Here is a 22,742-nt window from a genome sequence, read left to right as displayed (position 1 = left end):
CGATCAGCGCAGTGCCTCGAGATCGAACTCGAACGCTGCCACGGGCACCTCGAGGTCGTGTTCGACGAGCACCTTCGGGTGGATCTCGCCGACGACGCCGACGGTCTCACCGTCGATGACGACGTTCGCCGCGCGACCCGAGATGAACGTCGGGTGGTCGGTCGCGGGCGTCTCGAGGTCGACGTCGAAGTCCCGGGCGAGCGCCTGGAGTCGGGCCTTGGCGTCCTCGTAGCCGGCGTCGTGGCTCGCGAGGACGGCGCCGACGTGACGTCCCTCCGCAACGCCCGTGTTCTCCGTCTCGTCGACTTCGGCGGCGAAGCCGACCTCCGAGAGGTGCTGGGGGTAGGCGCGGTGGGTGTTGTTCTCGAGGACCATCAGCAGGGAGGGGAGACACCACGTTCGGAGAATGGTGTAGTCCTCGCTGTAGGGCTCCTTGATCGTCGCGGGTTCGCCGGCGCCGTAGACCCCTGCGTCGGGTTCGACGTCGACCCGCTCGTAGTTCACCTCCTCGTTGGTCATGTGGAAGTTCAGCAGGTCCTCGAAGCCCAGGCCGACGAGCTGCGTGCGGACGGCGCGCTCGAGTCGAGAGCGCTCGTGGCGGCCGCCAACGGTCCCCACGTCGGGGTAGGTTGGCTCGAGGTCGTTGAAGCCGTAGGCCCGCCCGAGGTCGTCGATGACGTCCAGCGGGTGGAGCACGTCGACGCGGTAGGGCGGGATAGTAACCTCGTAGACGAGGTCGCCAACTGGCGCGGCTTCGTCGTTCTCTCGCGGCCCGCTCGAACCGTCCGCGGAACTCCGCTCCTCGAGTCCATCTCGTTGCTCCAGCGGAGTAATGCTCTCCTCGCGTTCGCTTTCGCCCTCGTCCTCGACCTTCTCGGCATCGAGACCGGATCGCTCTGCCAGGTCGATCACTTCGTCGGGGTCGAGATCGATCCCCAGAATGGTCTCGATACGGTCGTGGGAGACGGTCTTGGTCTTGGTCGAGAGATCGGGCCGGACGAGGTCGCGTCCGCCGGACTGCGTCCGGCTCCCGTTCGAGTCCGCAGACGCGGACTCGCTATCCGGATATTCGACCGTCACGTCCTCGAGCGTCGCGCCGCGCGCCGTGAGCGCGTAGCAGACGATGTTCAGCATCTTGTCGATCGTCCACTGATCGGTGCCCGTCATCTCGACGAACAGGTCTCTCGAGTCCGTCGAGACCTCGGTGCGGCGGCCGTTGATCACCGGCGGGAACGAGAACAGTCCGATATCGTCGTAGATCGCGGGGTAGCGCTCGTAGCCGCTGACGAGATCCGCATAGGTCTGACCGGTCTGGTGGTCCTCGAGTACGTCGGCCGGCGTCATTTCGGCATCCGAATCGAGGGGGACGAATCGGTCCTCCTCGGGTTCGACGCCGACGTACTGAATGGTCGAATCTCCCTCGGTGGCTGACCCCCCCTTCAACATCGTCAGATCGTGGATCCCGATCGCGCCCTTCGCGCGCTTGCGCCCCATCGTCGCGTGGAGTTTCTCCTGTAACTGGATGAGCGAATCGAGCGCGTCCTCGTCGAGGTTCACGTCGCGGATCACGGCGCCCGTGACGTAGGGCCGTTCGTCGGGGACCGACTCGTCGACCTCGATGGTCCACTCCGCCGAGTTCGTCGAGGGGACGTGTACTCCGCGGGCGTCACCGTACTGGTACCGCATCGATCGCGCGACGCCCTCGACCGAGAGCCGATCGAGGCGGTCGGGCGCGAACTCGAGTTCGAACTCGTCGTCCTCGGTCCAGCCCTCGAACTCGAGGCCGAGGCCGAACAGGTCGTCGACGAGTTCGTCGTCGTCTTTCTCCTCGTGGCCGGTCAACTCGCGCAGTTCGTCGGGGTCGATGTCGACGGTTGGCATCAGTAGGTCACCTCCGCGTTCCGCAAGAACTCGAGGTCGGCGAGCGTGCCGTGGAGGTCGCGGATGTCCTCCGCACCGGTCGTGAGCATGGCGAGTCGTTCGAGGGCGAGCCCCCAGGCCATGACGTCACAGTCCACGCCGAGGGGCTCGAGCATCTCCTCGCGGAAGATGCCCGAGTTGCCGATCTCGATCAGTTCGCCCGTCGTCGGGTGAGTCCCAAAGAGCTCGAAGCTGGGCTCCGTGTAGGGGTTGTAGTGCGGCTTGAACTGGATGTCTTCGATGCCGAACTGGGCGTAGAACTCCTCGAAGGTGCCCATCAGGTCGCGCACGGAGAGATCCTCGGCCATCACCCAGCCCTCGATCTGGTAGAACTCGAGCAGGTGGGTCGCGTCCAGCGTGTCGTTGCGGTAGGCCTTCTCGACGCTGAAGTAACGGGCGGGCGGTTCGATCTCGCCGATCTCGGTACCGGAGAGATAGCGCGTCGACAGCGAGGTCGTATGTCCGCGCAGCGCGAGCGCTCGCGCGAAGTCCTCGTCCCAGGGGGAGTGATAGCCCTCGCCGTCGTCGCCGACGCCCTCACGGTGGGCGCGCTCGACGCGCTCGACGAGGTCCTCGGGGAGTTCGTCGATGTGGGTCGGCTGCTCCAGGGCGAACCGGTCCCAGTGGGTCCGCGCGGGGTGGTCCTGGGGCATGAACAGGCAGTCGTTGATCCAGAAGTCCGCGTCGGCGTGGGGGCCGTCCATCTCCTCGAAGCCCATCCCGACGAGGACGTCCTTGACTCGCTCGGACATTTCTCGCAGGACGTGGATGCGGCCACCCTCGACGGTCTCGGCGTCGGCCTCGACGTTGTACTCGGCGAACTCGACGTCCTCCCACTCGCCGCTCGTGAGGAGTTCCGGCGTGACCTCGCCGACCGTCTCGGCGGTCTCGACGCCGGCCATCAGCTCCGTGACGCCCTGGTCCGTCAGGGTAACTTCGCGGACGGTCGACTCGGTGATCTCGACGAGTCCGCGTCGCTCGAGCTGGTCGAGGACGTCCTCGCTCCCCTCGAGCACCCCGTCGGCGGCCAGCGACTCGAGCGCGTTCGCTTCCGCGTCCGCGGCGGGGTCGGCGTCGGGATCGGCCGTAATCTCGCCGCTGTCGATCGTGCCGTACCCCTTCCGGGCGTAGTTCGAGAGCGCGATGTCGACCTGGGCGCCCTCGAGTCCGGACGCGCCGATGACCTGCCCCATCGAGACGGGATCGGCGTCGGCGCCGGCCTCGAGCGCGGTCTCGTAGAGACGGACCTCGGGGAGTCCGTCCGTGGCGTACTCGCGGCCCTCCTCCGTGAGAGCGACTGTTTCGTCGACGCGCTCGGCGACGGCGACCAGTCCGTCCTCCTCGAGTTCGAAGGCCGCCCCGGTGACGGTCTCCGGCGGGAGGTCGGTCGCCGCAGCGAGGGCGTCGACGGACGTTGCCTCGTCTGCGCTCGCGGCCTCGAGGACCGCGACCTGTTGTGCTGGAAGTTGCATTCGCTTACCTGAATTGCCGTGGGTCGGTCAGTTAGCGGTTCCGACTCGATTCGACGCGCCTCTCGGGCTCGATTCGACAGGCCCTCGACTCGAGTTACGCGGCTCGAGCGACGCTCGAGGGCGCGACGGGTCGCGGACAGTTTCACCGGGGCCGGTCGATATGACGGCCCGCGGATCCACCGGCCCGGATTCACCGGGCGAAAAAGAAGCCGAACCCCGGACGCGGCTCTGGCTGGCGGACGGCACACCGGTGGTGGGGCTCGGATGCCATATGCGAACGATTGGAACGGGGGTGCAAAAACGTTACGCGACGCTCGCTGGTCGTGATTCGTTCTGCAGATCGTGGTGTTTCACGTGACGGTACTCCCCCGAAAGCCCCGAACCCCTTTCATTCCCACCCCGCGGTGGCTCGGTGGGGGGCCGTTGCAGAGCAAAATAGGGGTCGCTGGAGGAATCGACTAGGCCTTCCGCGGGGACTCGCCACCGGTGTCGGTCAAAGAGCGATTTCACCTTCGAGAAAACATATGGCGACGCTGCCAGCAGTTCGCGTATGAACCGACGCGCGCTGCTGGCCGGCACTGGTCTCGCGCTCGCGACGACTGCCGGCTGTCTCGAAACGGCCGCTGAAACGGGCGATGCGAGCACCGACGACCCCGGAGCGAAACGCTATCACGTTTCCCTGGACGTGACCGACGAACAGCCGGCGGCCGAGTTCGATACCGAGCTGGCCGTCGAGGTAGTTACCGAATCAGTCAGGGACGCAGCACCGGCGGAGATCCGCGTCTCGCTGACGAACGCCGAGTCCGGCTCGATCACGGTCGGTTCCGGTCCGGGGTGGCCCTTTGGCGTGCTGACGCTCACGCGGGACGCCGGCAACGAGTTTCCGGAGCGGGTTCCGTTCACCTCGGATCGGTACGACGAGTCGGAGTACATCCCGGACGACGTCTCCGTCAGCGATTCGGTCGACGACGGCGAAACCGTCACCGCGGTCTACGAACTCCACGCCGACGCGAAGAATCTCGAACCGGCGACCTACGACCTCGAGGTGACGGCTTCGCTCGAGGGCGGAGATCGTACCGGCGGTCACGCTCTCACGGCTGCAGTCGAGGTCCTCGAGGCGGATTCGTGAACGCAGGCTTCGCCGAAGGTACCGCGGGCAGCACTGACGCCTGGATTCAGGCCGTTCGCTTTCGCGGCGACTCGAGTTCGATATCCGCCTCCTCGAGTAGCTCCTCGACCTCCTCGCGTTTTTCCTGGTGTTCCTCGAGGAACTCCTTCATGAGCTGGGCGGCCTGCTCCTTGCAGTCGCCACAGAGGCGCTCGCCGCCGACGCACTCGTCGTAGACGCGCTTGGCGAACTCGTCGTCGTCCCCCGAGAGCAGGTAGGCGTACAGTTCGTAGACGGGACACTCGTCGGCGCGGCCGCCGAGTTCGCGCTGCTCTTCGGCCGTCTCGCGGCCGCCGGTCGTCGCCGACTTCACCTTGCTGTAGCCGTCCTCGGGATCGTCGAGCAGCGAGATGTGACTCGCCGGCACCGACGAGGACATCTTGCCGCCCGTCAGCCCGGTCATGAACCGGTGGTAGATCGAGGAGGGGGGACGGAAGCCGTAGCCGCCGTTATCGACCTCGACCTGCCGGGCGAGTTCCTCGGCCTCGGCGCGGTCGATCTCGAAGGCGTCGACGTGGCTCTCGTAGACGCGTTTCTCGCCGTCGATAGCGTCGATGAGCGCGTCGAACGCCGCTTCGGTCGCCCGCCGGTCGGAGAAACGCGTCCGGGGGCGGACTGGCTCCATCCCGCCCTCCTCGAGCTTCGTCAGGACCGAACTGAGGGTGTCGGCCGCGACATCGAGGTCCTCCAGCGGCGTCTCCTCGATGGCCTCGGCGACGTGGACACAGCGCAGCGAGTCGTCGTCGAACTCGGCCGGATCGAGGCGTTCGTAGTAGTCGGCGACGACCGCGCGCTCCTCGGGATCGAGTTCGAAGCTCGCGTACGCCTCCGAGACCTTGAAGAAGCGCGTTCGCTCGGCGAGGTCCCGCGCCAGCCGAACGTGGGGGTCCTGGTCCGGGCCGACCGGAATGACGGTGGGTTTGGGCTCCTCGAGTTGCGGGTAGAGGATGTCGGCCATCTGCGTGACGACCGACTGCATGTGCGAGACGTCGGTCTCGCCGTCGAAGCCGTAGATCGCCTGGAACTCCGAGAAGTTGGCTTCGGCGCCGAGGTCGAACGCGAGGTCCTGGACCTCGCGGTTGGTCGACTGGCGGTAGAGCTCTCCCTCCTCGGGGTCGAACCCGAGCGCGAGCAGCGAGAGGAGGTAGTTGCGCGCGTGCTCGTCGATCTCGTCCCAACTCATCCCGCGGGCGGAGTTGGCCTCGAGGTCGGCGATCAGCGCGTAGGCGTCGGCTCCCTGTTGCTGGTGCCAGATGATCTCGTCGAACACCAGCTTGTGGCCGATGTGGGGGTCGCCGGTGGGCATGAACCCCGAGAGGACGGCCGCGTCCTCCCCGTTGCGTAGCGCCTCCGCGACCGGTCGGTAGTCGCGGTGGCCGAAGATGACGCCCCGGCGCATCAGGTAGTGGGGGTTCGGTACCTCCTCGAGCACCTCGTCGAAGCGCTCGATGCCGAACTCGTCGAACAGCTTCCGGTAGTCGGAGACGGCCGAGGAGCCCCACGGATCCAGTGCGACGTCGTCTGCGCCTGCTGCTCCGCCGTCGGGGCGCAACGCCGACGAGACGGATCGTTCACCACCGCCCGCTACCGGCTGCCCGGTTCGCGGTTCCGTTGACTCGGGCTCCTCGCGTGAATCGTCTCCGGTCATTACCCCGGTTTTGGCGCGCCAGCGCGCAAAAGCCTTCGGCTTCGCTGCGGTGGCCGTCCCTTGCGTCGTCAGCGAAGTAGTAGAGTGAAGCGTACCCGGCACGAACGATACCGCAAATGCAGTTCCGGATATTCGGATGCGACCGCGAGATCGACGCCTCGCTGATCGACGCGGACGCGGAGACGATCCGCGACCAGGTGCGCGAGTACGAGGACGGCGACCGGCGGACGTTCGACCTCGAGGTCGAGTATCCCGACGACTTTACGGGAGCCGTCATGCGGGCGATGGCGCGAATTCCGGCCGGCGAGACGCGAACGTACGGCGACCTCGCGTCGGAACTCGAGACCGCGCCGATCGCCGTCGGCCAGGCCTGCGGCCGCAACCCGCTCCCCGTGATCGTCCCCTGCCACCGCGTCGTGGGACGCGATTCGCTCACCGGCTACGGCGGCGGACTGGAGCTGAAGCGTCGCCTGCTCGAGCACGAGGGGGCCTCGATCCCGGGGTCCGAATAGCAGCAGTTTGGTTCTGAATCCGAACTGGTCCGTTCGTTACGTAGAGAGGCACAACGAACTTTTTCCGCCTCGGGTTCGCTCGCTTCGCTCACTCACCTCTCTCTGCTCACGGGCACGAAGTGCCCTCTGCTCACGGACGCATAGCGTCCGTTCGCACGGTATGCGAGACTTCGGTCTCGCACTATTCGCACGGCTCGCGGGACCTTTGGTCCCGCGCTGGGCGCAAAAACTTCGATGAAAAAGGCCGCCGTCGCGGGGTTTCGCCCCGCTCCGACGGTGAACCGCTCGCTTCGCTCGCGGATACAGAACGTGATATCTAGTCGCCCTATCCAGGACAGTCGTGCGATCCTCCTGAACCGTCTTCAGGGCGTCAGCCGTTCGAGCGACCACCACTCGATCCCGTCCTCGTCGACGAGCGCGAACACCATCGTCTTCCGGACGCCGTGGGCCAGCCGCACGTCGAGTGCGAGGTCCCGTGGCTCGAAGACGTAGTCGGCCGGGTGGACCCGAACCAGTAGTTCGGAGTGACCGAGGTCGTCGACGGAGTCGACGTCCGCGTAGGTCCGAAAGTCCGCGCCGAACTTGTAGCCCGTCTTGGGGACGACGCCGCGCTCGCGCAACTCGGTGTAGACGCGGAACCGGCGGTCGAACCGCTCGCCCTCGACCTCGCGGCCGCGTTCGCGGACCGTCGCCGGCTCGAGGTCGATCGCGCCGCGTTCGGCGAGGTAGGCCGCCTCGAGCAGCGAACACTGCAGCGTCGGCTCGTCGTACTCCCGCCCCTCGAGCGGCTGGCCGTAGAACGTCTCCTCGTACAGTCCGAGCGGCGGCTCCCAGACGACGACGCGATCCGCGAGCAGATCCGCCTCGCAGCCCTCGGGCAGCGACGACGCCGAGGAACCGGTCGGATCCCGCCGCGCGACTTCGAAGTAGGTGATCTCGCTCTCCTCGTCGACGACCGCGAGGACGCCCGCCTCGAGGTCGCGTGCCGGGACGTCAGTTCGCTCGCCGATGACCTGCAGTGCGTAGGCAACCTCGCCGTCGCCGGGCCCCTTCCCGCGTGGGAAGACGGCGAAGTCGGTTTCCGGCGGCTCGTCGAGCCACGGCTCCGACGCTGGCGAGAGATAGAATCCCCGCGAGCGGAGGTCGGCGTAGACCAGAAAGCGGACGCCGAAGTCCGGTCCGGGTTCGCGAGCCAGGAACGATCGAAACTCGAGACGGTCGCCGTTCTCGTCGACGACGGCCTCGAGATCGCCCCGGTAGAGCAGGTGGGCCGCCTCGATGGGTGCGAGGGCGATCTCGTTCCCTTCGAGCGGGTAGCCGTACCCCCGTGAGTCGTGATAGCGCTGGCGAGCGTCGCCGCCGACGCGAACGACGCCGTCCTCGAACCGCCCCTCGAGTGACATACCCGGGGCTTGGCCGTCGGCCATTAAGTGGCTGTGGATCGCTTCTTTGTCGTCGGTGCGAGCACGGTAGCCTCCGAGTCGAATACCTCGAAAGCCCCCGACCCGTCCGGTCGCAGGACTCGCTGCGGTCCTCGGTCGTTCGCTTCGCTCACTCCCTGCGGTCCTTTCGTCGTCCGGCTTCCCGGACGGGCCGGCCCCTTTCAGCCCCACCCACCGCAGCGGCGGCTGGACGGTGGGCGCTCGTTCGGTGGAGGGACGAACGTTCGTCGCTCTCGAGTTGGGCGACGGTCAGTCGTCGCTACCGACCTCGAGCGGCCCCTCCAGTACCTGTTCGCAGGTCGCGTCGAGACAGCGCGTCCCCGTCGACGCTTCGAACGTCGGGAGCCCGCACCCGCACTCGCCGTCGACGACGCCGGTGGGCATCGCGAAGCCGGTCTCGCAGTCGGGGTAGTGCTCGCAGCCGGCGATCAGCCCGCCCCGGCGGAGGATACGGAGGTCGCCGTCGCAGTCCGGTTCGGGACAGTTCCACTCGCGATCGAACGCTTCTCGCACCGCGTCGTCGAGCGATTCGCAGTTCCGGTCGAGACAGACGTCGAACGCGAGGCCGCGCTCGACGCGCATCCGCGGCAGTCCACAGTCGCACTGGTCGTCGCGGATCGTCGCGTCGGTCGGGACGCCGTAGCGGTTGCCACAGCCGACGCAGTTGACGCCCGACGAGCGCACGAGCGCGCTATCACAGTCGGGACAGGTTCCGACGGGTGTTCCGGCCGCAGAGGCGGGGTAGTGGGCGAATCCGTCCTGCTCGTGAGCGGCGATGCGCAGCGTCTGGGTGTCCTTCTTCGCGACGAGCGTGAACCCGTCCGAGCGGTCGCTCGAGACGCTGTCGGCGCGGGTGAGCCAGGCGACGGGCTGGTAGCCGTCGACGTCGTGGACGAGGACGGTGTTGTCCGGTTTGACGATGGTCGTCACGCGGCCGCGGTACTCCGACCGGTCGGTTCCCTCCGCGATGACGGTGCAGTCGCCCGCGAGCACGCGGATGGCGTCGTCGATCATACGCTCGTTGGCTGCGGTCTGGTATTTAAACTCGAGGGTGGCGCCGATCCGGTCTCTGCCGGACGAACGCCGGTCGGAACCCGGCAAACCGACAGCGTCACACCTTTGGCTCCGCTCTCGAACCGGTGACAGTATGGTGAGTCTAGACGACGATTCGGACGGCTCTCCGGGGGAGCGCCGGCGACTCGAGGACGAGGTCGCGGGGTTGGCGCAGGCGCTCCGGGAGGGTGCGGAACCCGACGCCGAGCTTCGACGACAGACCGAGTCCGTCGTGGGGCGACTCCAGGACCTCCTCGCCGAGGCAAACGGCGGGCACGCGGCGATCGATACCCGCTCGGGCGGGACGATCACGCCGCTCGAGCCCGATCCGGATCGCATCGATCTGGCCGACGTCGCACACGCGCTCGCGAACCTCAGTCGGTTCACCGGGCAGGGGAAGTACTTCTACAGCGTCGCCCGTCACTCGGTCCACGTCAGCCGCGAGGTCGAGGCCCGCGGCGGGAGCCGCGCGGCCCAGCGCTGGGGGCTGCTCCACGACGCCAGCGAGGCCTACCTCTCGGACGTTCCCGCACCGGTCAAGCGAAGTCTCCCGGGGTACACTTCCGCCGAGACGCGACTGCAGACGGCCGTCCGGAACGCCGTGGGGCTCGAGTTGACGGCGGCGGACGAACGACTCGTCGACGCCGCCGACGCCGAGATCGGCCGGTACGAACTGGCCGTGCACTTTCCGAACGGCGAGCGAGAGAAGCCCGACCTCGAGTTGGTTCCCGACGATATCGATCGGGAGGACGATGCGAAGGTGCTGTTTCTCGAACGGGCGACCAAACTGAATCTCGACTGAGAATCGAACGCGAGGGTGAGAAGAGCCGCTTACTTGAGCACCGACTCGGCCATCCGCTGGGGAAGGCCGACGATGAGCTGAATCAGCCCGTCGGCTTCCTCGTCGTCGCGGAGGTACGACCGGAGTCGCTGGCTGACCATCTCGACGGCGATGATAAGCACGAGGACGACCACGATCCCGGCCATCATGTTCCCGTAGGCGCGGAGGTCCTGCTGGACTTGGATGACGACGCCGATCCCGCCGCCCCCGAGCAGGCCGAGCGTGACGGCCTGTCGCACGTTCACCTCGAAGATGTAGAGCGTCCACGCGATGAACGACGTTTTGACCTGGCTGAGCATCCCGAAGACGACCGTCTGTCCCTTCGAGGCACCGGTCGTCTCCATGGCCTCGATCTGTCCGTCCTCGACCTCCTCGAGTTCGTCGGTGAACAGACGACCGAGATTGCCGATCGTACTGACTGCGATCGCGATCGTCGACGTCACGGCCGACAGGCCGGCGAGCGGGATGAACATTAGGAACCAGACGAGCGCCGGAATCGCACGGGAGACGCCCATGACCGACCGGAAGATGAAGTTGAATGGATAGGGCGTGACTCGGCCGCTCCCGAGGATGCCGAGCAGCAGCGCGAGCGGAATTCCGAGGACCGTTCCGGCGAAGCCCATCGCGAGGGTGATCACCGACTCGAGCGGCAGGTTCCGTTCGATGATGTACTCCCAGTTCGGCGTGTAGCGAACGAGGCGGTCGGCGAACGTCGGCCACTGGTGGTAGAGGTCCATGACGGAGAAGTTGATCAGGACCAGCGACCCGTAGAACGCGCCGGCGAACGCGAGCGACAGAATTCCGTAGAGAACCCAACGGACGCGCCGCGTGAGCCGGATTTCCTCGAGCCGTTGTTCGACCGATTTTTCGGTGCTCATTATGCCACCGTCGTGTCGGATTCGTTGCCCGAGAGATACTCTTCCATGTCGATCCCGCCGTACAGTTCGTCGATGACGTCGAACGTCAGGTCATCCTGATAACCATCGAAGACGATTTCTCCGTCGGCGAGTCCGATGAACCGTTCGCCGAACTGGCGGGCGAGATTGACCTGGTGGAGACTGATCATCGTCGTTAAGTCCTCCTGTTCGGCCGCGCCGCGGAGATACTGCATCACCGTCTGTGCGCTCCCCGGATCGAGACTCGCGACCGGTTCGTCGGCCAGCAGGATCTGCGGTTCCTGAACGAGTGCTCGCGCGATTCCGACGCGCTGCTGTTGTCCGCCACTCATCTGGCTGGCGCGCTGTTCGGCCTCATCCAGCAGTCCGACCATGTCCAGCGCCTCGAGCGCCTGAAGCTTGTCTTCCCGGTCGTTGAACCGAAGAAGGCTGGGAAGGAAATCCGTTCGGCCCAGCGAACCACTGAGCGCGTTCGAGTACGCGGACATCCCACCGATGATGTTGTGCTGCTGGAAGACCATCGCGACGTCGTTCCGGTGCGACGTCACGGGGTCTCCGTCGACGATCACCTGTCCCTCCGTCGGCGCCGTGAGGCCGTTGATACACCTGAGCAAGGTCGACTTCCCCGAGCCCGAGATTCCGAGAACGATAGTAAACTCACCCTCCGATATTTCGAACGAGACGTCGTCGAGGGCGACCGTGTCTCCGAATCGTTTTGTAAGGTTCTCTACTCGTATTGCGGACATTGTGAGGGTTGTATCGTGGTTGTCTTTACTGCCCGCTTATCTATTCGTCGTCCTCTTCGTCGGGTGCGAAGTCCTGGAACTCAAGGCCAAGTTCGTCGAGGATCTCCTGAACGGGCTCGTAATCGCTTTGGTCGGCCTCCTCGATTCCCGTAAACCAGAGTTCGTACCCTTCCTCGACGTCGTCGGGCTGGAGGTCCTCCTCGTCGGCGTCCAACAGCGCGGCCTCGATATCTTCCCGTTCGGGATCGTCCCAGGCGCTGCGAGCCATGATCGGCGCACGCGGCATTGGATCGGAGACGGCGAGCAACTGGAGTTCGGCCTCGCCGTCCTCGAGTGCGCTCCCCGCCCCGTCGTACTCGGCGGAATGCTCGACGAACTCCTCGTAGTCGTCGAACTGCTCCTGTGGTATCTGCGGTGCGGAGGCGAACGCGCCGGTTGCGGATGCGACGATTTCGTCGTCCTCGACTAGCCGCTCTCGAGACGTGTCGTGATCAGGTGCCGTCCGCAGTTCCAGGTCGTTCGCCTCGCCGTCGGGAAAGTTCCCGATGTCGAGACCGGCTTCGGACAGCATCAGTGTCGGCATGAGCGTCCCGCTGGTCGACATCCGCGCACCGGTCGTCATCACCTCGTCCTCGAGATCAGACAGTTCCTCGATACCGGTGTCGGGCGTGGTCGCGATCGTCGAAAAGTACAGCGAACCGCCGAACGCCGTTCGCATCCCGATGACGTCGGCGAATCCTTCTCCGGCAGGAACCGCCGTCGGCGAGGTGTCGGCGATGTCCGCCTGGTCGGTCTCGAGCGCCTCGAGCGTCTCGACGTAGGTTCCCGCACGGATCAGATCGATCGTCGCCCCCGTTTCCTCTTCCAGGTACTCGGCCATTGGAGTGTACTCTTCGACGATATCGGTCTGTTCCTCGGCTGGGTTGAGAACGAACCGAACGGCGTCATCGTCGCCGGTGCTGCCGATACAGCCGGCGACCATCCCTGCGAGCGCGGCCCCCCCGGAGGCCTTCAAAAACGTTCGTCGAGTGCTATCGCCACAGCGTGGTGTCTGCGCCATACATAGTACCAAAAGCGAACCGACATAAAGTCAATGATAATTTGGGTGTTGATTATTTGATGTTGGTATTTAGTAGTTGTAGTGGAATAAAATACAACGGCGGGAAGTTTCTTTACGCGGAGCGGAAATCCGTTCGGATTTAGTACCAGTACTCTCAATACGTATTCGTGGCCCGTTCAACGCTGATCGTCTACTGTGGATTGCCGGGTGTGGGCAAATCCGTCGCGTCCGCCTACACGGCCGAGCACCTCGAGGCGGAACGCTACCGAAGCGATCGGGTTCGAAAGCGCCTCTTCCCCGAACCGACCTACTCCTCGGAGGAGTCAAACGCCACGTACGAGGAACTGCTCCGCCTCGCGCGCGAGGACCTCGAGTCCGGCACGAACGTCGTCCTCGACGCGACGTTCCAGTCGAAACCGTACCGCGACCGGGCCGTCGAGATCGCAGCGGAAGTCGACGCCCGACTCACGTTCGTTCACGTCGACTGCGACCCCGAGGTCGTCAAGGTGCGCATCGAGAATCGGACGGACACCGTCAGCGACGCCCGATTCGACCAGTACCTGCAGCTCCGCGAGACGTTCGATCCCCTCGAGCGCGACCACGTCGTCGTCGACAACTCGGGGTCGCTCGAGGAAACGTACGAACAGATCGACCGTGCGCTTCTCGAGCCGGCAGTCCAGAGCCGGTAGCGTCGTCGTGCAGCGATAGTCGCCGCGCGTCCGCACCGGTGGCGAATATCACCGCGTCTAAGACCCCGGTCCGACGAGTGTCGAACGTGACGACGATCAAGGATAGCGTCCACGACTACATCGAACTCTGCCCGATGGCGGAGGCGCTGCTCGACACCGAGCCGATGCAACGACTCCGGTACGTCCGCCAGCTGAGCACCGTCCAACTCGTCTATCCCTCCGCGAACCACACCCGGTTCGAACACAGTCTCGGCGTCTACCATCTCGCCTCGCGGGCCGTCGACCACCTGGACCTCGAGGACGACCTCGCTGCCCGCCTCCGCGCCGCGGCGCTGGTCCACGACGCCGGTCACGGCCCGTTCGGCCACCAGACCGAGCGCGCCATCGAGCGCCACCTCGGTCGCCACCACGACGAGATCGAGTGGCTGCTCGAGGAGACCGACCTCGGAACCGTCCTCGAGGAGCAGGGTGTCGACCCCGACGCGGTCGCGGCGACCGTCGACGGGCGCGGCCCGCTCGGCGAACTCGTCTCGGGCGGCCTCGACGTCGACCGGATGGACTACCTCGTGCGGGACGCCCACCACACCGGCGTTCCGTACGGGACGATCGACCACGCGCGGCTGATCCGGGCCTTTCAGGTCGTCGACGGCGATCTCGTGATCGCCGACGGCAACGTCGCGACCGCCGAGAGCGCGCTGATCGCCCGGACGCTCATGAACGCGACGGTCTATCGCCATCACGTCTCCCGGATCGCCGGCGCGATGCTCGACCGGGCGAGCGAGCGACTCCTCGACGACGGCGTCGTCGCGCCCGAGCGGTTCGCCCGGCTGACCGACGAGGAACTCCTCGCGGCGCTTTCCGACCACGAGCCGACGGCCGACCTGGCCGACCGCCTGCGCAACCGTCGTCTCTACAAACGCGCGCTCTGGGCGAGGCGTGGCGCCGTTCCCGACGAGTTCGTCGCGATCGACTACGACCGGACGCGCGACCTCGAGCGCGAGATCGCGAGCGCGGCCGGCGTCGATCCCGCGTCCGTCATCCTCGACAGCCCCGGCGACCCGTCCTCGCCCGAGTCGCGGGCGCGGGTGGTCGTCGACGGCGAACCGCAACGGCTCGCCGATCGCTCGCCGCTGGTCGCCGGCCTCGACGCCTGCGCGCGCGAGATCTGGCGTCTCGGCGTCTACGCCCCGCCAGCCCACCTCGAGTCGGTTCGCGAGGCGGCCGCGACCGTGCTCGAGATCGAGGCCGACCCCGCCCCCTGATCGCGCGCTTCTTACTTCCTACTCGCCGGAGCCCGGCGATCCGCCGTCGTCCAGTCTGCGTTCGTACTTTTCGAGGGCCTCCTCGAGCGCCGCGTCGGCGTCGATCTCGAGGCTGTCGGCGACGGCCAGCAGCGCGAACAGCGCGTCGCCGAGTTCGTCCGATTCGATCGAGAGGTCGGCGGGCGAGGCGCCGTAATCGGTCGACTCGTTCGCGTCCTTCGCGAGTTCGCCGACCTCCGAGACGAGGTCGAGCAGCCTGAACTCGGGCGGGGTCTCGAGGCCGTGCGTTTCGACGAACTCCGCGACCTGTCGCTGTCGGTCGTTCATACGCTATTGGACGGGAACCGGACCAAGAATGGTAGGGAATCCGTCGCGATACGTCTCGGTGGAGCACGTCTCCTCTTAAACCGTCCGACCTGCGCTGTGGTGGCGCGCGCTGGACGGCGGCGAGCGGAGCGAGGCGCGAGCAGCGCGAGGGCCTCGGAAAGCGAGCGGTGACCGCAGGGAACCGTGAGCCGAGCGAGCCGTCGGCCGAAGTTGTGCGAGGTCTTTGCGAACCGTGCGAGCGAACGGCTCGGAAGACGCGCCGCGTCTTCCGGTGGAGGAGCGAGCGAACCCGTGAGCGAGCGACTCGGCTGGGGAGGGCGTGGAGATCCCCTGTTGCCGTGGTAAGCGAAATCTGCCCCTCAATCAGTATCACCGGTGACTCGAATCGACCCGTTCGCTATTGCAGCGAACGGTTGCTCTGTACCACTCGTACAGGAAGGGAAGATTTCGACAGAACTGCGCTGCTTCCTCCGAACACAAGGGACAGCCACACCCTCCCCAGCCGGCTCGCTCCCGTCGGTCGCTCACTCGCCCCTCGCGTGCTTTCGGCCCCGGTTCGCCGTCCGACGGCGAACCCGCGGCCCGCACACGCCACCGCAGGTGGACGGTAGACACTCATCGCTCACAACTCATCGCTCGCAACTCATCACTCGCAACTCGAGGCCGGGTTCGAAGAACCGAATCCGTCACATCACCCCCGTCATAGAAACGTTCAAGATGACGGCTCGGTGACGTACGCGAGTCATGGAGTTATCCCTCTCGGAACTCGAGACAACGGCCATCGAGGCCTGCACCGCCGGCGGACGATACCTGCGCGACGCCTACCGCACGGGCGAGACGGAGGTCGACCGCCTCGAGCACGACGTCAAATCGAGCGCCGACACCGGCTCGGAGGAGCGGATGCTCGAGGTCGTCCGGTCTCGGGTTCCGGACCACCGGATCGACGCCGAGGAGTCGGGCGTCCACGAGGGCGACGGCGCCTACGAGTGGCTCGTCGATCCGCTCGACGGGACGAACAACTTCGAGTCGGGGTTGCCGTCGTTCGCCTCGGCGGTAACCGTCCTCGAGGGCGACGACCCCGTTCTCGGCGTCGTCTACGTGCCGCTGCTCGACGACCTGTACGTCGGGCGGCGAGACGAGGGCGTCAGGTACAACGGACGGCCCGTGCGGGCCGGCAGCGACGCGCCTCCGTCGACGGCGACCGTCGCGTCGGTTATCGGTCACGACGTGAAACGAGAGCCCGACCGCGCGGCGGTCTCGGCGGCGATCAACCGGGCTATCGAGAAGCGGTGTAAGCGCCGCCTCGAGAGCTGGAGCCCGACGGTCCACTGGGGGCTGCTCGCTCGCGGCCGACTGGACGGCGTGGTCTGCTACCGCCCGGATCGGGAGGAGCAGCTCCTCGGCGAGCTGTTCGCCCGCGAGAGCGGCCTCGAGACCGAGCGCGGCGAGGGGTGGTTCGTCGCCGCCGGCAACGAGGCGGTGTTCGACGCGCTCCTCGATATCGCCCACACCGAAATTCTGGACCGAAATTAATCTCCTGCTCGCCGTGCGTACCCTCGCTGTGGGCGAACCGGACAGCAATCCGGCCCGCTCGACGCCACCCGATCGCAATGACCGACCCCGATTCCGATCCGGCCCTCGACTCCGGCTTCGACCTCGAGTTCGCCCGCGTCGCGTCGGCATTTGCGGTCGCCGTCGTGTTGCTCGCCGTACTGGTCGGTGCGTTCGGCTGGGAGGACGTCCTGCTCGCGGCCGCTCGTGCGGATCTCGCGATCTACGCGATCGGGTTCGCGGCGATGATCGGCTGCCTCTCGCTACGCGGCGTCGTGTGGGACCGCATACTCGAGTCCTCCGGCTACGACGGGGCGTTCCCGCCGGTACTGGGACTCTACCTCGCGACGCGGTTTGCCAAGTACGTCACCCCGTACGGGCAGGTCGTCGCGCCGCCGGGCGTCGCCTACGTCCTCACGCAGCGCTCGAGCGTCGAGTACGAGGAGGGGCTCGCCGCGATCGTGGGCGGCATCTTCGTCAACTACCTCCCGTACTACACGTTCGGCGGCTTCGGTCTCGCGTACCTGCTCCTCTACTGGCGAGTCGCGGGCTCGCTCTGGACGTACGCGGTGGCGTTTCTCGCGACGATCGCCGCTGTCGTCGTCGTCGCGGCCCTGCTGTGGTTCCGCCGCGACGCCGTGGAGACGGTGCTCCTTGCGGCGCTCTCGCCGGTCCGCAGCGCACTCGAGCGCATCCGCCCCTCGCTCGCCGACCCGCTTCGACCCGAACCCGTGCGAAATCGGCTCGATGGCTTCTACCGGACGCTCGAGACGATCTCCGCGGACCGAACCACGCTGCTCGCCGTGCTCGTGATCGGCCACCTGGCGTGGTTCCTGTTCGCCCTCCCGCTGTACCTGACGGCGCTGGCGATGGGCGAGGCGGTTCCACTCGCGCTGGCGATCCTCGTGGTCGCGCTCTCGAAGGTCGGCTTCGTCGCACCGACGCCCGGCGGCCTCGGCGGCGTCGAACTCACCATCGCGGGGGTGCTCGCGCTCCTCGCGCCCGTCGACGCCGCGACCGCGTTCGCGATCGGCCTCCTCTACCGGGTCGTCGCCTACTGGCTGGCGGTCGTCGTCGGCGGTATCGCGGCGATCGCGCTGTCGCTGTGGTGGTAGCGGTCGACGCGTGTGTGGCTCCGTCTCTTCCCGGGACTCAGAACGCTGTCTCGTCGAAGTGATACCGCGTGGCGACGTCGGGCACGTCGGCCGGTTCGATCGCCGTCCAATCGACGTCGTCGAACGTGTCCCACCGCAGATGGACGTAGGAGACCTCGTATGCGGCATCTTCCGCCATGGACGCGACGGACGAATTCGATTCGATCCGCAAAATCTCGTCGGTAGTCGCCAGGGCGGCCTCCGCGATACCGTAGGAGTTCGTATTCACCGCGTCACGGACGTCTTCCGGATCGTCGCTCGCCGTGAACGGCAGCGTGTGACGCACCCCGACGGCGACGCCGCCCGGGTGATACTCGATTGCTTCGACTTCGGACGCAGTCAGGACTGCTATCTCCTCGGAAAACGCGGCATCCGATTCCAGAAACTCCCGGACGTCTCGCTCGATCGTTGCCGTTCTCTCTTCGCCGCTACTCAGGCACCCGGCCGCCGTTGCGAACACCGTCCCGCTGGTTCCCGAGAGAAATCGCCGCCGATCCATACCGTGATCAGTACCCTATCTGACAAATAATCTGCGGTTCGGGTAGCTGGAGACGATCGCGGCCGGAAGTGCAGGTTTCGCGAGGGCCGTCCGATCCGACCCGTGCTGGCACAATACGTTTCTGCGACCACGCGAACGTATCGTACATGGTCGACGTTACCGCGGAAATACTGCTGTTCGACGGCTTCGACGAACTCGACGCGATCGGACCCTACGAGGTCCTCGAGAACGGCGCCCAGGCCGGCGCGTCGATCGAGACGCGGCTGGTCACGCTCGAGGAGACCGACCTCGTCACGGCGAGTCACGACCTCCGGGTCGAACCGCAGGGGACGCTCGGAGAGCCGGATCTGCTACTCGTCCCCGGGGGCGGCTGGACGGCCGCGAACGAGGGCGTTCGCGCCGTCGTCGAGGACGGCGTGCTACCGGACGTCCTCGACGAACAGTACGCGGAGGGGGCGACGGTCGCCTCGGTCTGTACCGGTGCGATGATCCTGGCCGAGGCGGGACTGCTCGAGGGCCGGCCCGCGACGACCCACCAGGTCGCGATCGACGACCTCGAGGAGTCCGCCGCGAACGTCGTCGAGGAGCGCGTGGTCGACGACGGCGACGTCCTCACGGCCGGCGGCGTCACCGCGGGGATCGACCTGGCGCTGTGGCTGCTCGAGCGCGAGTTCGGCGCCGAGATCGCCGAGGCGGTCGAGGAGGAGATGGAACACGAGCGCCGCGGGGAGGTTTTCGGCTGAGCCGCTGACGGCCAAACGGCTATACGTCCGTCCCGGCTACTCCGATGTACATGAGTGCAGTCCTGTTCGACATGGACGGCGTTCTCGTCAACTCCGAAGATTACTGGGTCGAGTTTCAGCGGGAAGAGATCCTCCCCGCGGCCGTCCCCGACGAGGACGTTGATGTCGCCGAAGTGACCGGGATGAACTATCGGGAGATCTACGATTACCTCGACGAGGAGTACGGGGCGGCGATTTCCCGCGAGGAGCACGTCGATAAGTTCGGCGATGCGGCCGAGGAACTCTACACCGAGCGCGTCGAGCTGCTCGACGGGACCCACGACCTGCTCGCGGAACTGGACGATCGCGGCGTCTCGACGTCGGTCGTCTCCTCCTCGCCCCACGACTGGATCGGGATGGTCCTCGAGCGGTTCGACCTCGAGGGCGAGTTCGACGAGGTGGTAAGCGCCGACGACCTCGACGCCGACAGCAAACCCGAACCGGACGTCTTCGAGTATGCCGCGGAGCGCGTCGACGTCCCCGCCGAGGACTGCATCATCGTCGAGGACTCCGAGAACGGTGTCAAGGCGGCGGATCGCGCGGGATCTACCGTCGTCGCCTATCGGATCGACGCACACGGCGACATCGATCTCTCGCCAGCCGACGAGGTCGTCGACTCACCTGTGGAACTGCGCGAGACGGTGCTCGAGTTCGCCGACGACGCGTAGTCGGAGACGGCGATCCGAGATCACGAACCGTTCCCGAGTCGGTGATCTCGAACGTACGAACAGGTATCACCGTGACATTGGTGCTAGATTGTCGCATAATTCGGAATATGTTGTATTTATGGACGTCTCCTGGGTATGAATTGAAAATTTTGTTGATAGGTTAATGATTTATACCGGGGCAATCCCAGTCTCAGGGATAATGGATTTGGACGTACGGGTCGAGAACGGACGACGTGTCATCGGGCGGTGGGACCGCGTCTTCGAGGTCCTTTCGGCGGAACCGCGTCGGCAACTCATCGTCTCACTGCTGGACGCACCGCCGGACCAGACGGTTTCACTGCCGGAACGTGCGATAAACCCCAACGTTCCCGTCGACCCCGAGCGGCTTCGGCAGGAACTGCACCACTGCCACCTTCCGATGCTGGCCGACCGGGAGTTCGTCGAGTGGGAGCGAGAGCCGCTGGTCGCGTCTCGCGGGCCGCAGTTCGACGAAGTCGCCACCGTTTTCGAGGCGCTACAGTCGACCGCGACCGAGATTCCCGACTCGCTGGTGATCGGCTGTCAACGGCTCGAACGGGAACGAGAGGAGGAGTTCGAAACGTAACGATCCCGGAACGCGACCGGTCCGTCTCAGACGACGTCGACCGTTCGCCGCTCCTCGAGTGGCACCAGCGGCTCCTCGGGGAAGACGACCCTGACGGCAAACTCGAGTTCGTCCGCGTCGGCACCGAAGACGCCGACTGGAACCGTCTCGGTGTCGCGCAGGTAGCTGTTCGTGCTCGTCATCTCGACCCCGTTCACGGTCACGCGAATCCCAGCCCGCGCGGGTTCGCCGACGTTTCGGACGGTGACCTCGCAGACGTCGTTCTCGCCGACGCCGATCGTCTCCGGGAACGTGCCCCACTCGAGTTCGGCCGCTGGGAGCGACTGTGCGCCCTCGTAGACGCGCTCGGCGACGCCCTCGGAGAGCCCCGCGTCGACGAGTCCGGCGACACCAGCGTCGACGACGGTGCCGGGTGTCGACAGCCCCTCTTTCGAGAGCTTGCTCGCTCGGCCGGGGCCGACCCCGTCGATGGCGGTCAGTCCGACCGCGTCCTCGGCGACGCCGTTCTCGATTCGGGCCTCGACGCGTCGGGCGAGGTTCGCCGCCTGTGGCCCCGCCAGTCGGTCGAGGAAGGCCCCGAGGGCGGAGACGAGGCGCGTCGCATTCTGGCGGATGACCCAGGCGTCGCTCCTGAGTTCGCCGGGAACGGAGCCGCTCGCGGCACCGCGCAAGATCGCCAGCACCTTTCGCTCGCCCGCCTCGAGGTCGCCGGTGTCCTGGCCGACCAGCACCGCGCTGATGGCGTCGCGCTCGGCCTGGCGGGCCGACACCGAGTCGAACTCCGCGGCGGTCGCGACGGCCTCGAGGACGTCGTCTGCTTCGAGCGTTTCGCCGTCGTTTACCCGGTCGCACAGCTCCGCAAACCGGGCGGCCGTCTCGAGTCGCAGGTAGTACTTCGAGGCGAGCACGCCCCGTGGCGTCGCCTCGATCGAGAGATCGCCGGACTCGCCCATCGTGACGAATCCCTGGTCGACCAGCTCCTCGAGACAGTCCCGGACGCGCTGGCGAAGGTTGGGGAAGTCGTACTCTTCGGGCTGTGACTGTCCGCGCACGTAGTAAAACGTCGTCTCGAGCCAGTCCATCACGTCCTCCAGGTCCGTGATGGTCCCCATCGCGATCTCGGCGTTGAGGTGTGTCTCGAGGCTCTCCGCGAGGCGGGATTCGATCTCCTTGCCGTCCCGGAGCAGCCGACGGTACTTGTCGGCCTCGGCGGTGTCACAGACCACCCAGCCGTAGCCGACGTCGTCGTAGCCGGGCCGACCCGCGCGCCCGAGCATCTGGAGCACGTCGAGCGGACTCATGTCGACCTCGCCCTCGAGTGGATCGTGGAGTTTCGTGTCCCGGATCACGACGCAGCGCGCGGGCAAATTGACGCCCCACGCGAGCGTCGAGGTCGAGAACAGCAGTTCGACGTGTCCCTCCTTGAACCACTCCTCGACGAGGTCGCGGTCGTTCTTCGAGAGCCCCGCGTGGTGGAAGGCCACGCCGTCGAGGACCGAGTTGCGAAGGGTGTCGTTCTCGAGTTCCTTCGACTCGGTGTGGAAGTCGTAGTCGCCGCGGGCGCCCATCGGCACGTCGCGCTCGGCGATTTCGTCTCTGGCCTTTTTGGCCGCCTGGACGGTGTCCTGTCGAGAAGAGACGAAGACGAGCGACTGGCCGTCCTCGCGGAGATGCGGTTCCGCGAGGTCGAGCGCGCGGTACAGACGGCGGTACTTGTCCGCGAAGGAGTTCTCACCGTGCGTGTAGGTCTTGACCCCGGCGTTCAGGTCGACGGGACGGTACTCGTCGCCGAACTCGAAGGTGGTCTCGTCGGGCGCGTCGAGCCACGCAGCGACATCGTCGACGTTCGGCATCGTCGCCGAGAGGGCGACGATCCGGGGATCGCAGAGCCGGCGCAGTCGGGAGATCGTCACCTCGAGTACCGATCCCCGGCGGTCGGCGTCGAGGAGGTGAACCTCGTCGATGACACAGAGGTCGATGTCGGTGACGAAGTCGTACCGTCGGGAGTCGTGTTTCCGGGTCGCCGAATCGAGCTTTTCGGGAGTCATCACGAGGATGTCCGCGTGACGCGCCCGCCGCGGGTTGAGGTCACGCTCGCCGGTGACGACGTACACGGAGTAGTCGAGTTCCTCGAACCGGTCCCAGTCGTCTTCTTTCTCGTTGGTCAGCGCTCGCATCGGCGCGATAAAGAGCGCGGTGCCGCCGTCGGCCAGCGCCTTGCAGATCGCGAGTTCGGCGAGTGCGGTCTTGCCTGACGCCGTCGGCGCGCTCGCGACCACGTTCTCCTCGCGCTCGAGCAACGCGGGCAGGGCCTCGCGTTGCATTCGATTGAACTCCTCGAAGGCGAAGGCGTCGGCGAACTCGGGTAAAACCTCGGCGACCTCCATCAGACTGAAACGGGAAGTCGGAAGTGAAAGGCGTTTCCTTCGCGATCTGTCCGCGACGTGA

The 22,742-nt window shown here is 66.3% G+C and carries 21 protein-coding genes; 10 read left to right on the top strand and 11 right to left on the bottom strand.

Features of this window, described 5'->3' with window-relative positions; all coding sequences use genetic code 11:
• Positions 1–3: 3 nt before the first annotated feature.
• Together CV102_RS03855 and pheS are read right to left on the bottom strand one after the other, a co-directional pair.
• Positions 4–1,881 carry a phenylalanine--tRNA ligase beta subunit-related protein gene (locus tag CV102_RS03855; RefSeq protein WP_148856582.1) on the bottom strand — a complete coding sequence of 626 codons (1,878 nt, stop codon included), beginning with the start codon at positions 1,879–1,881 and terminating at the stop codon, positions 4–6.
• Positions 1,881–3,392, bottom strand: coding sequence for a phenylalanine--tRNA ligase subunit alpha (gene pheS / locus CV102_RS03850; RefSeq protein ID WP_148856581.1), 1,512 nt, complete (start codon positions 3,390–3,392; stop codon positions 1,881–1,883). The genes CV102_RS03855 and pheS overlap by 1 nt, the downstream gene beginning before the upstream one ends.
• Before the next feature lie 550 nt (positions 3,393–3,942).
• Here pheS and CV102_RS03845 point away from each other — a divergent pair.
• Entirely contained in the window at positions 3,943–4,521 is a 579-nt protein-coding gene (locus CV102_RS03845) for a hypothetical protein (protein WP_148856580.1), read from the top strand.
• Positions 4,522–4,567: 46 nt separating this feature from the next.
• Here CV102_RS03845 and CV102_RS03840 read toward each other — a convergent pair whose 3' ends face one another.
• Positions 4,568–6,208, bottom strand: a complete 1,641-nt coding sequence (locus CV102_RS03840; RefSeq protein WP_148856579.1) for a tryptophan--tRNA ligase — start codon at positions 6,206–6,208, stop codon at positions 4,568–4,570.
• Positions 6,209–6,324: 116 nt separating this feature from the next.
• Between CV102_RS03840 and CV102_RS03835 the strand changes: the two genes are divergently transcribed.
• Positions 6,325–6,720 (top strand): methylated-DNA--[protein]-cysteine S-methyltransferase, encoded by a 396-nt coding sequence (locus CV102_RS03835; RefSeq protein WP_148856578.1) that lies wholly within the window; start codon positions 6,325–6,327, stop codon positions 6,718–6,720.
• Between the two features lie 362 nt (positions 6,721–7,082).
• Here CV102_RS03835 and endA read toward each other — a convergent pair whose 3' ends face one another.
• Together endA and CV102_RS03825 are read right to left on the bottom strand one after the other, a co-directional pair.
• Positions 7,083–8,123, bottom strand: coding sequence for a tRNA-intron lyase (gene endA / locus CV102_RS03830; RefSeq protein WP_148856577.1), 1,041 nt, complete (start codon positions 8,121–8,123; stop codon positions 7,083–7,085).
• Positions 8,124–8,411: 288 nt separating this feature from the next.
• Positions 8,412–9,176, bottom strand: coding sequence for an endonuclease NucS domain-containing protein (locus CV102_RS03825; RefSeq protein WP_148856576.1), 765 nt, complete (start codon positions 9,174–9,176; stop codon positions 8,412–8,414).
• Between the two features lie 133 nt (positions 9,177–9,309).
• Here CV102_RS03825 and CV102_RS03820 point away from each other — a divergent pair, with 133 nt between their 5' ends.
• The gene (locus CV102_RS03820) at positions 9,310–10,017 is read left to right on the top strand and encodes a hypothetical protein (protein ID WP_148856575.1); all 708 of its coding nucleotides are present in this window, start codon (positions 9,310–9,312) and stop codon (positions 10,015–10,017) included.
• 29 nt (positions 10,018–10,046) lie between these two features.
• Here CV102_RS03820 and phnE read toward each other — a convergent pair whose 3' ends face one another.
• From phnE to CV102_RS03805, 3 genes are read right to left on the bottom strand one after another with little or no spacing between them, the layout of a single operon-like run.
• Positions 10,047–10,934, bottom strand: coding sequence for a phosphonate ABC transporter, permease protein PhnE (phnE, locus tag CV102_RS03815; RefSeq protein ID WP_148856574.1), 888 nt, complete (start codon positions 10,932–10,934; stop codon positions 10,047–10,049).
• Positions 10,934–11,698 (bottom strand): phosphonate ABC transporter ATP-binding protein, encoded by a 765-nt coding sequence (phnC, locus tag CV102_RS03810; protein WP_148856573.1) that lies wholly within the window; start codon positions 11,696–11,698, stop codon positions 10,934–10,936. Before phnC ends, phnE begins: the two co-directional genes overlap by 1 nt.
• Positions 11,699–11,738: 40 nt before the next feature.
• Positions 11,739–12,758, bottom strand: coding sequence for a substrate-binding domain-containing protein (locus CV102_RS03805; RefSeq protein WP_148856572.1), 1,020 nt, complete (start codon positions 12,756–12,758; stop codon positions 11,739–11,741).
• A gap of 167 nt (positions 12,759–12,925) precedes the next feature.
• On the opposite strand from CV102_RS03805, the gene CV102_RS03800 reads away from it, so the two are divergent.
• Both CV102_RS03800 and CV102_RS03795 read left to right on the top strand, forming a co-directional pair.
• Positions 12,926–13,447, top strand: coding sequence for an AAA family ATPase (locus tag CV102_RS03800; RefSeq protein WP_148856571.1), 522 nt, complete (start codon positions 12,926–12,928; stop codon positions 13,445–13,447).
• An 86-nt stretch (positions 13,448–13,533) separates the two neighbouring features.
• The gene (locus CV102_RS03795) at positions 13,534–14,709 is read left to right on the top strand and encodes an HD domain-containing protein (RefSeq protein ID WP_148856570.1); all 1,176 of its coding nucleotides are present in this window, start codon (positions 13,534–13,536) and stop codon (positions 14,707–14,709) included.
• A gap of 18 nt (positions 14,710–14,727) precedes the next feature.
• On the opposite strand, the gene CV102_RS03790 is transcribed toward CV102_RS03795, so the two are convergent.
• On the bottom strand, positions 14,728–15,036 hold the full coding sequence (locus CV102_RS03790; RefSeq protein ID WP_148856569.1) for a MazG nucleotide pyrophosphohydrolase domain-containing protein: 309 nt from the start codon (positions 15,034–15,036) through the stop codon (positions 14,728–14,730).
• 744 nt (positions 15,037–15,780) lie between these two features.
• Between CV102_RS03790 and CV102_RS03785 the strand changes: the two genes are divergently transcribed.
• Together CV102_RS03785 and CV102_RS03780 are read left to right on the top strand one after the other, a co-directional pair.
• Positions 15,781–16,569: an inositol monophosphatase family protein gene (locus CV102_RS03785; protein WP_148856568.1), complete on the top strand. Its 789-nt coding sequence runs from the start codon at positions 15,781–15,783 to the stop codon at positions 16,567–16,569.
• A 77-nt stretch (positions 16,570–16,646) separates the two neighbouring features.
• Positions 16,647–17,702 carry a lysylphosphatidylglycerol synthase transmembrane domain-containing protein gene (locus tag CV102_RS03780; protein WP_148856567.1) on the top strand — a complete coding sequence of 352 codons (1,056 nt, stop codon included), beginning with the start codon at positions 16,647–16,649 and terminating at the stop codon, positions 17,700–17,702.
• Positions 17,703–17,739: 37 nt separating this feature from the next.
• On the opposite strand, the gene CV102_RS03775 is transcribed toward CV102_RS03780, so the two are convergent.
• Complete coding sequence (locus CV102_RS03775) at positions 17,740–18,240, bottom strand: hypothetical protein (protein WP_148856566.1); 501 nt, start codon at positions 18,238–18,240, stop codon at positions 17,740–17,742.
• Positions 18,241–18,386: 146 nt separating this feature from the next.
• Here CV102_RS03775 and CV102_RS03770 point away from each other — a divergent pair, with 146 nt between their 5' ends.
• From CV102_RS03770 to CV102_RS03760, 3 genes are all read left to right on the top strand, one after another.
• Entirely contained in the window at positions 18,387–18,983 is a 597-nt protein-coding gene (locus CV102_RS03770) for a DJ-1/PfpI family protein (protein WP_148856565.1), read from the top strand.
• Between the two features lie 50 nt (positions 18,984–19,033).
• Positions 19,034–19,690, top strand: coding sequence for an HAD family hydrolase (locus CV102_RS03765; RefSeq protein ID WP_148856564.1), 657 nt, complete (start codon positions 19,034–19,036; stop codon positions 19,688–19,690).
• Positions 19,691–19,889: 199 nt separating this feature from the next.
• A complete protein-coding gene (locus tag CV102_RS03760; RefSeq protein WP_148856563.1) occupies positions 19,890–20,294 on the top strand; it encodes a hypothetical protein in 405 nt (134 codons plus the stop codon).
• 26 nt (positions 20,295–20,320) lie between these two features.
• Here the strand turns inward: CV102_RS03760 and CV102_RS03755 are convergent, their stop codons facing one another.
• The gene (locus CV102_RS03755) at positions 20,321–22,681 is read right to left on the bottom strand and encodes a DEAD/DEAH box helicase (protein WP_148856562.1); all 2,361 of its coding nucleotides are present in this window, start codon (positions 22,679–22,681) and stop codon (positions 20,321–20,323) included.
• Positions 22,682–22,742: the final 61 nt, after the last annotated feature.

The sequence above is a fragment of the Natronococcus pandeyae genome, assembly GCF_008122205.1.
Taxonomy (GTDB): Archaea; Halobacteriota; Halobacteria; order Halobacteriales; family Natrialbaceae; genus Natronococcus; species Natronococcus pandeyae.
Note: the sequence above shows the minus strand (reverse complement) of the source record. Positions and strands in the feature narration are given on the sequence as shown.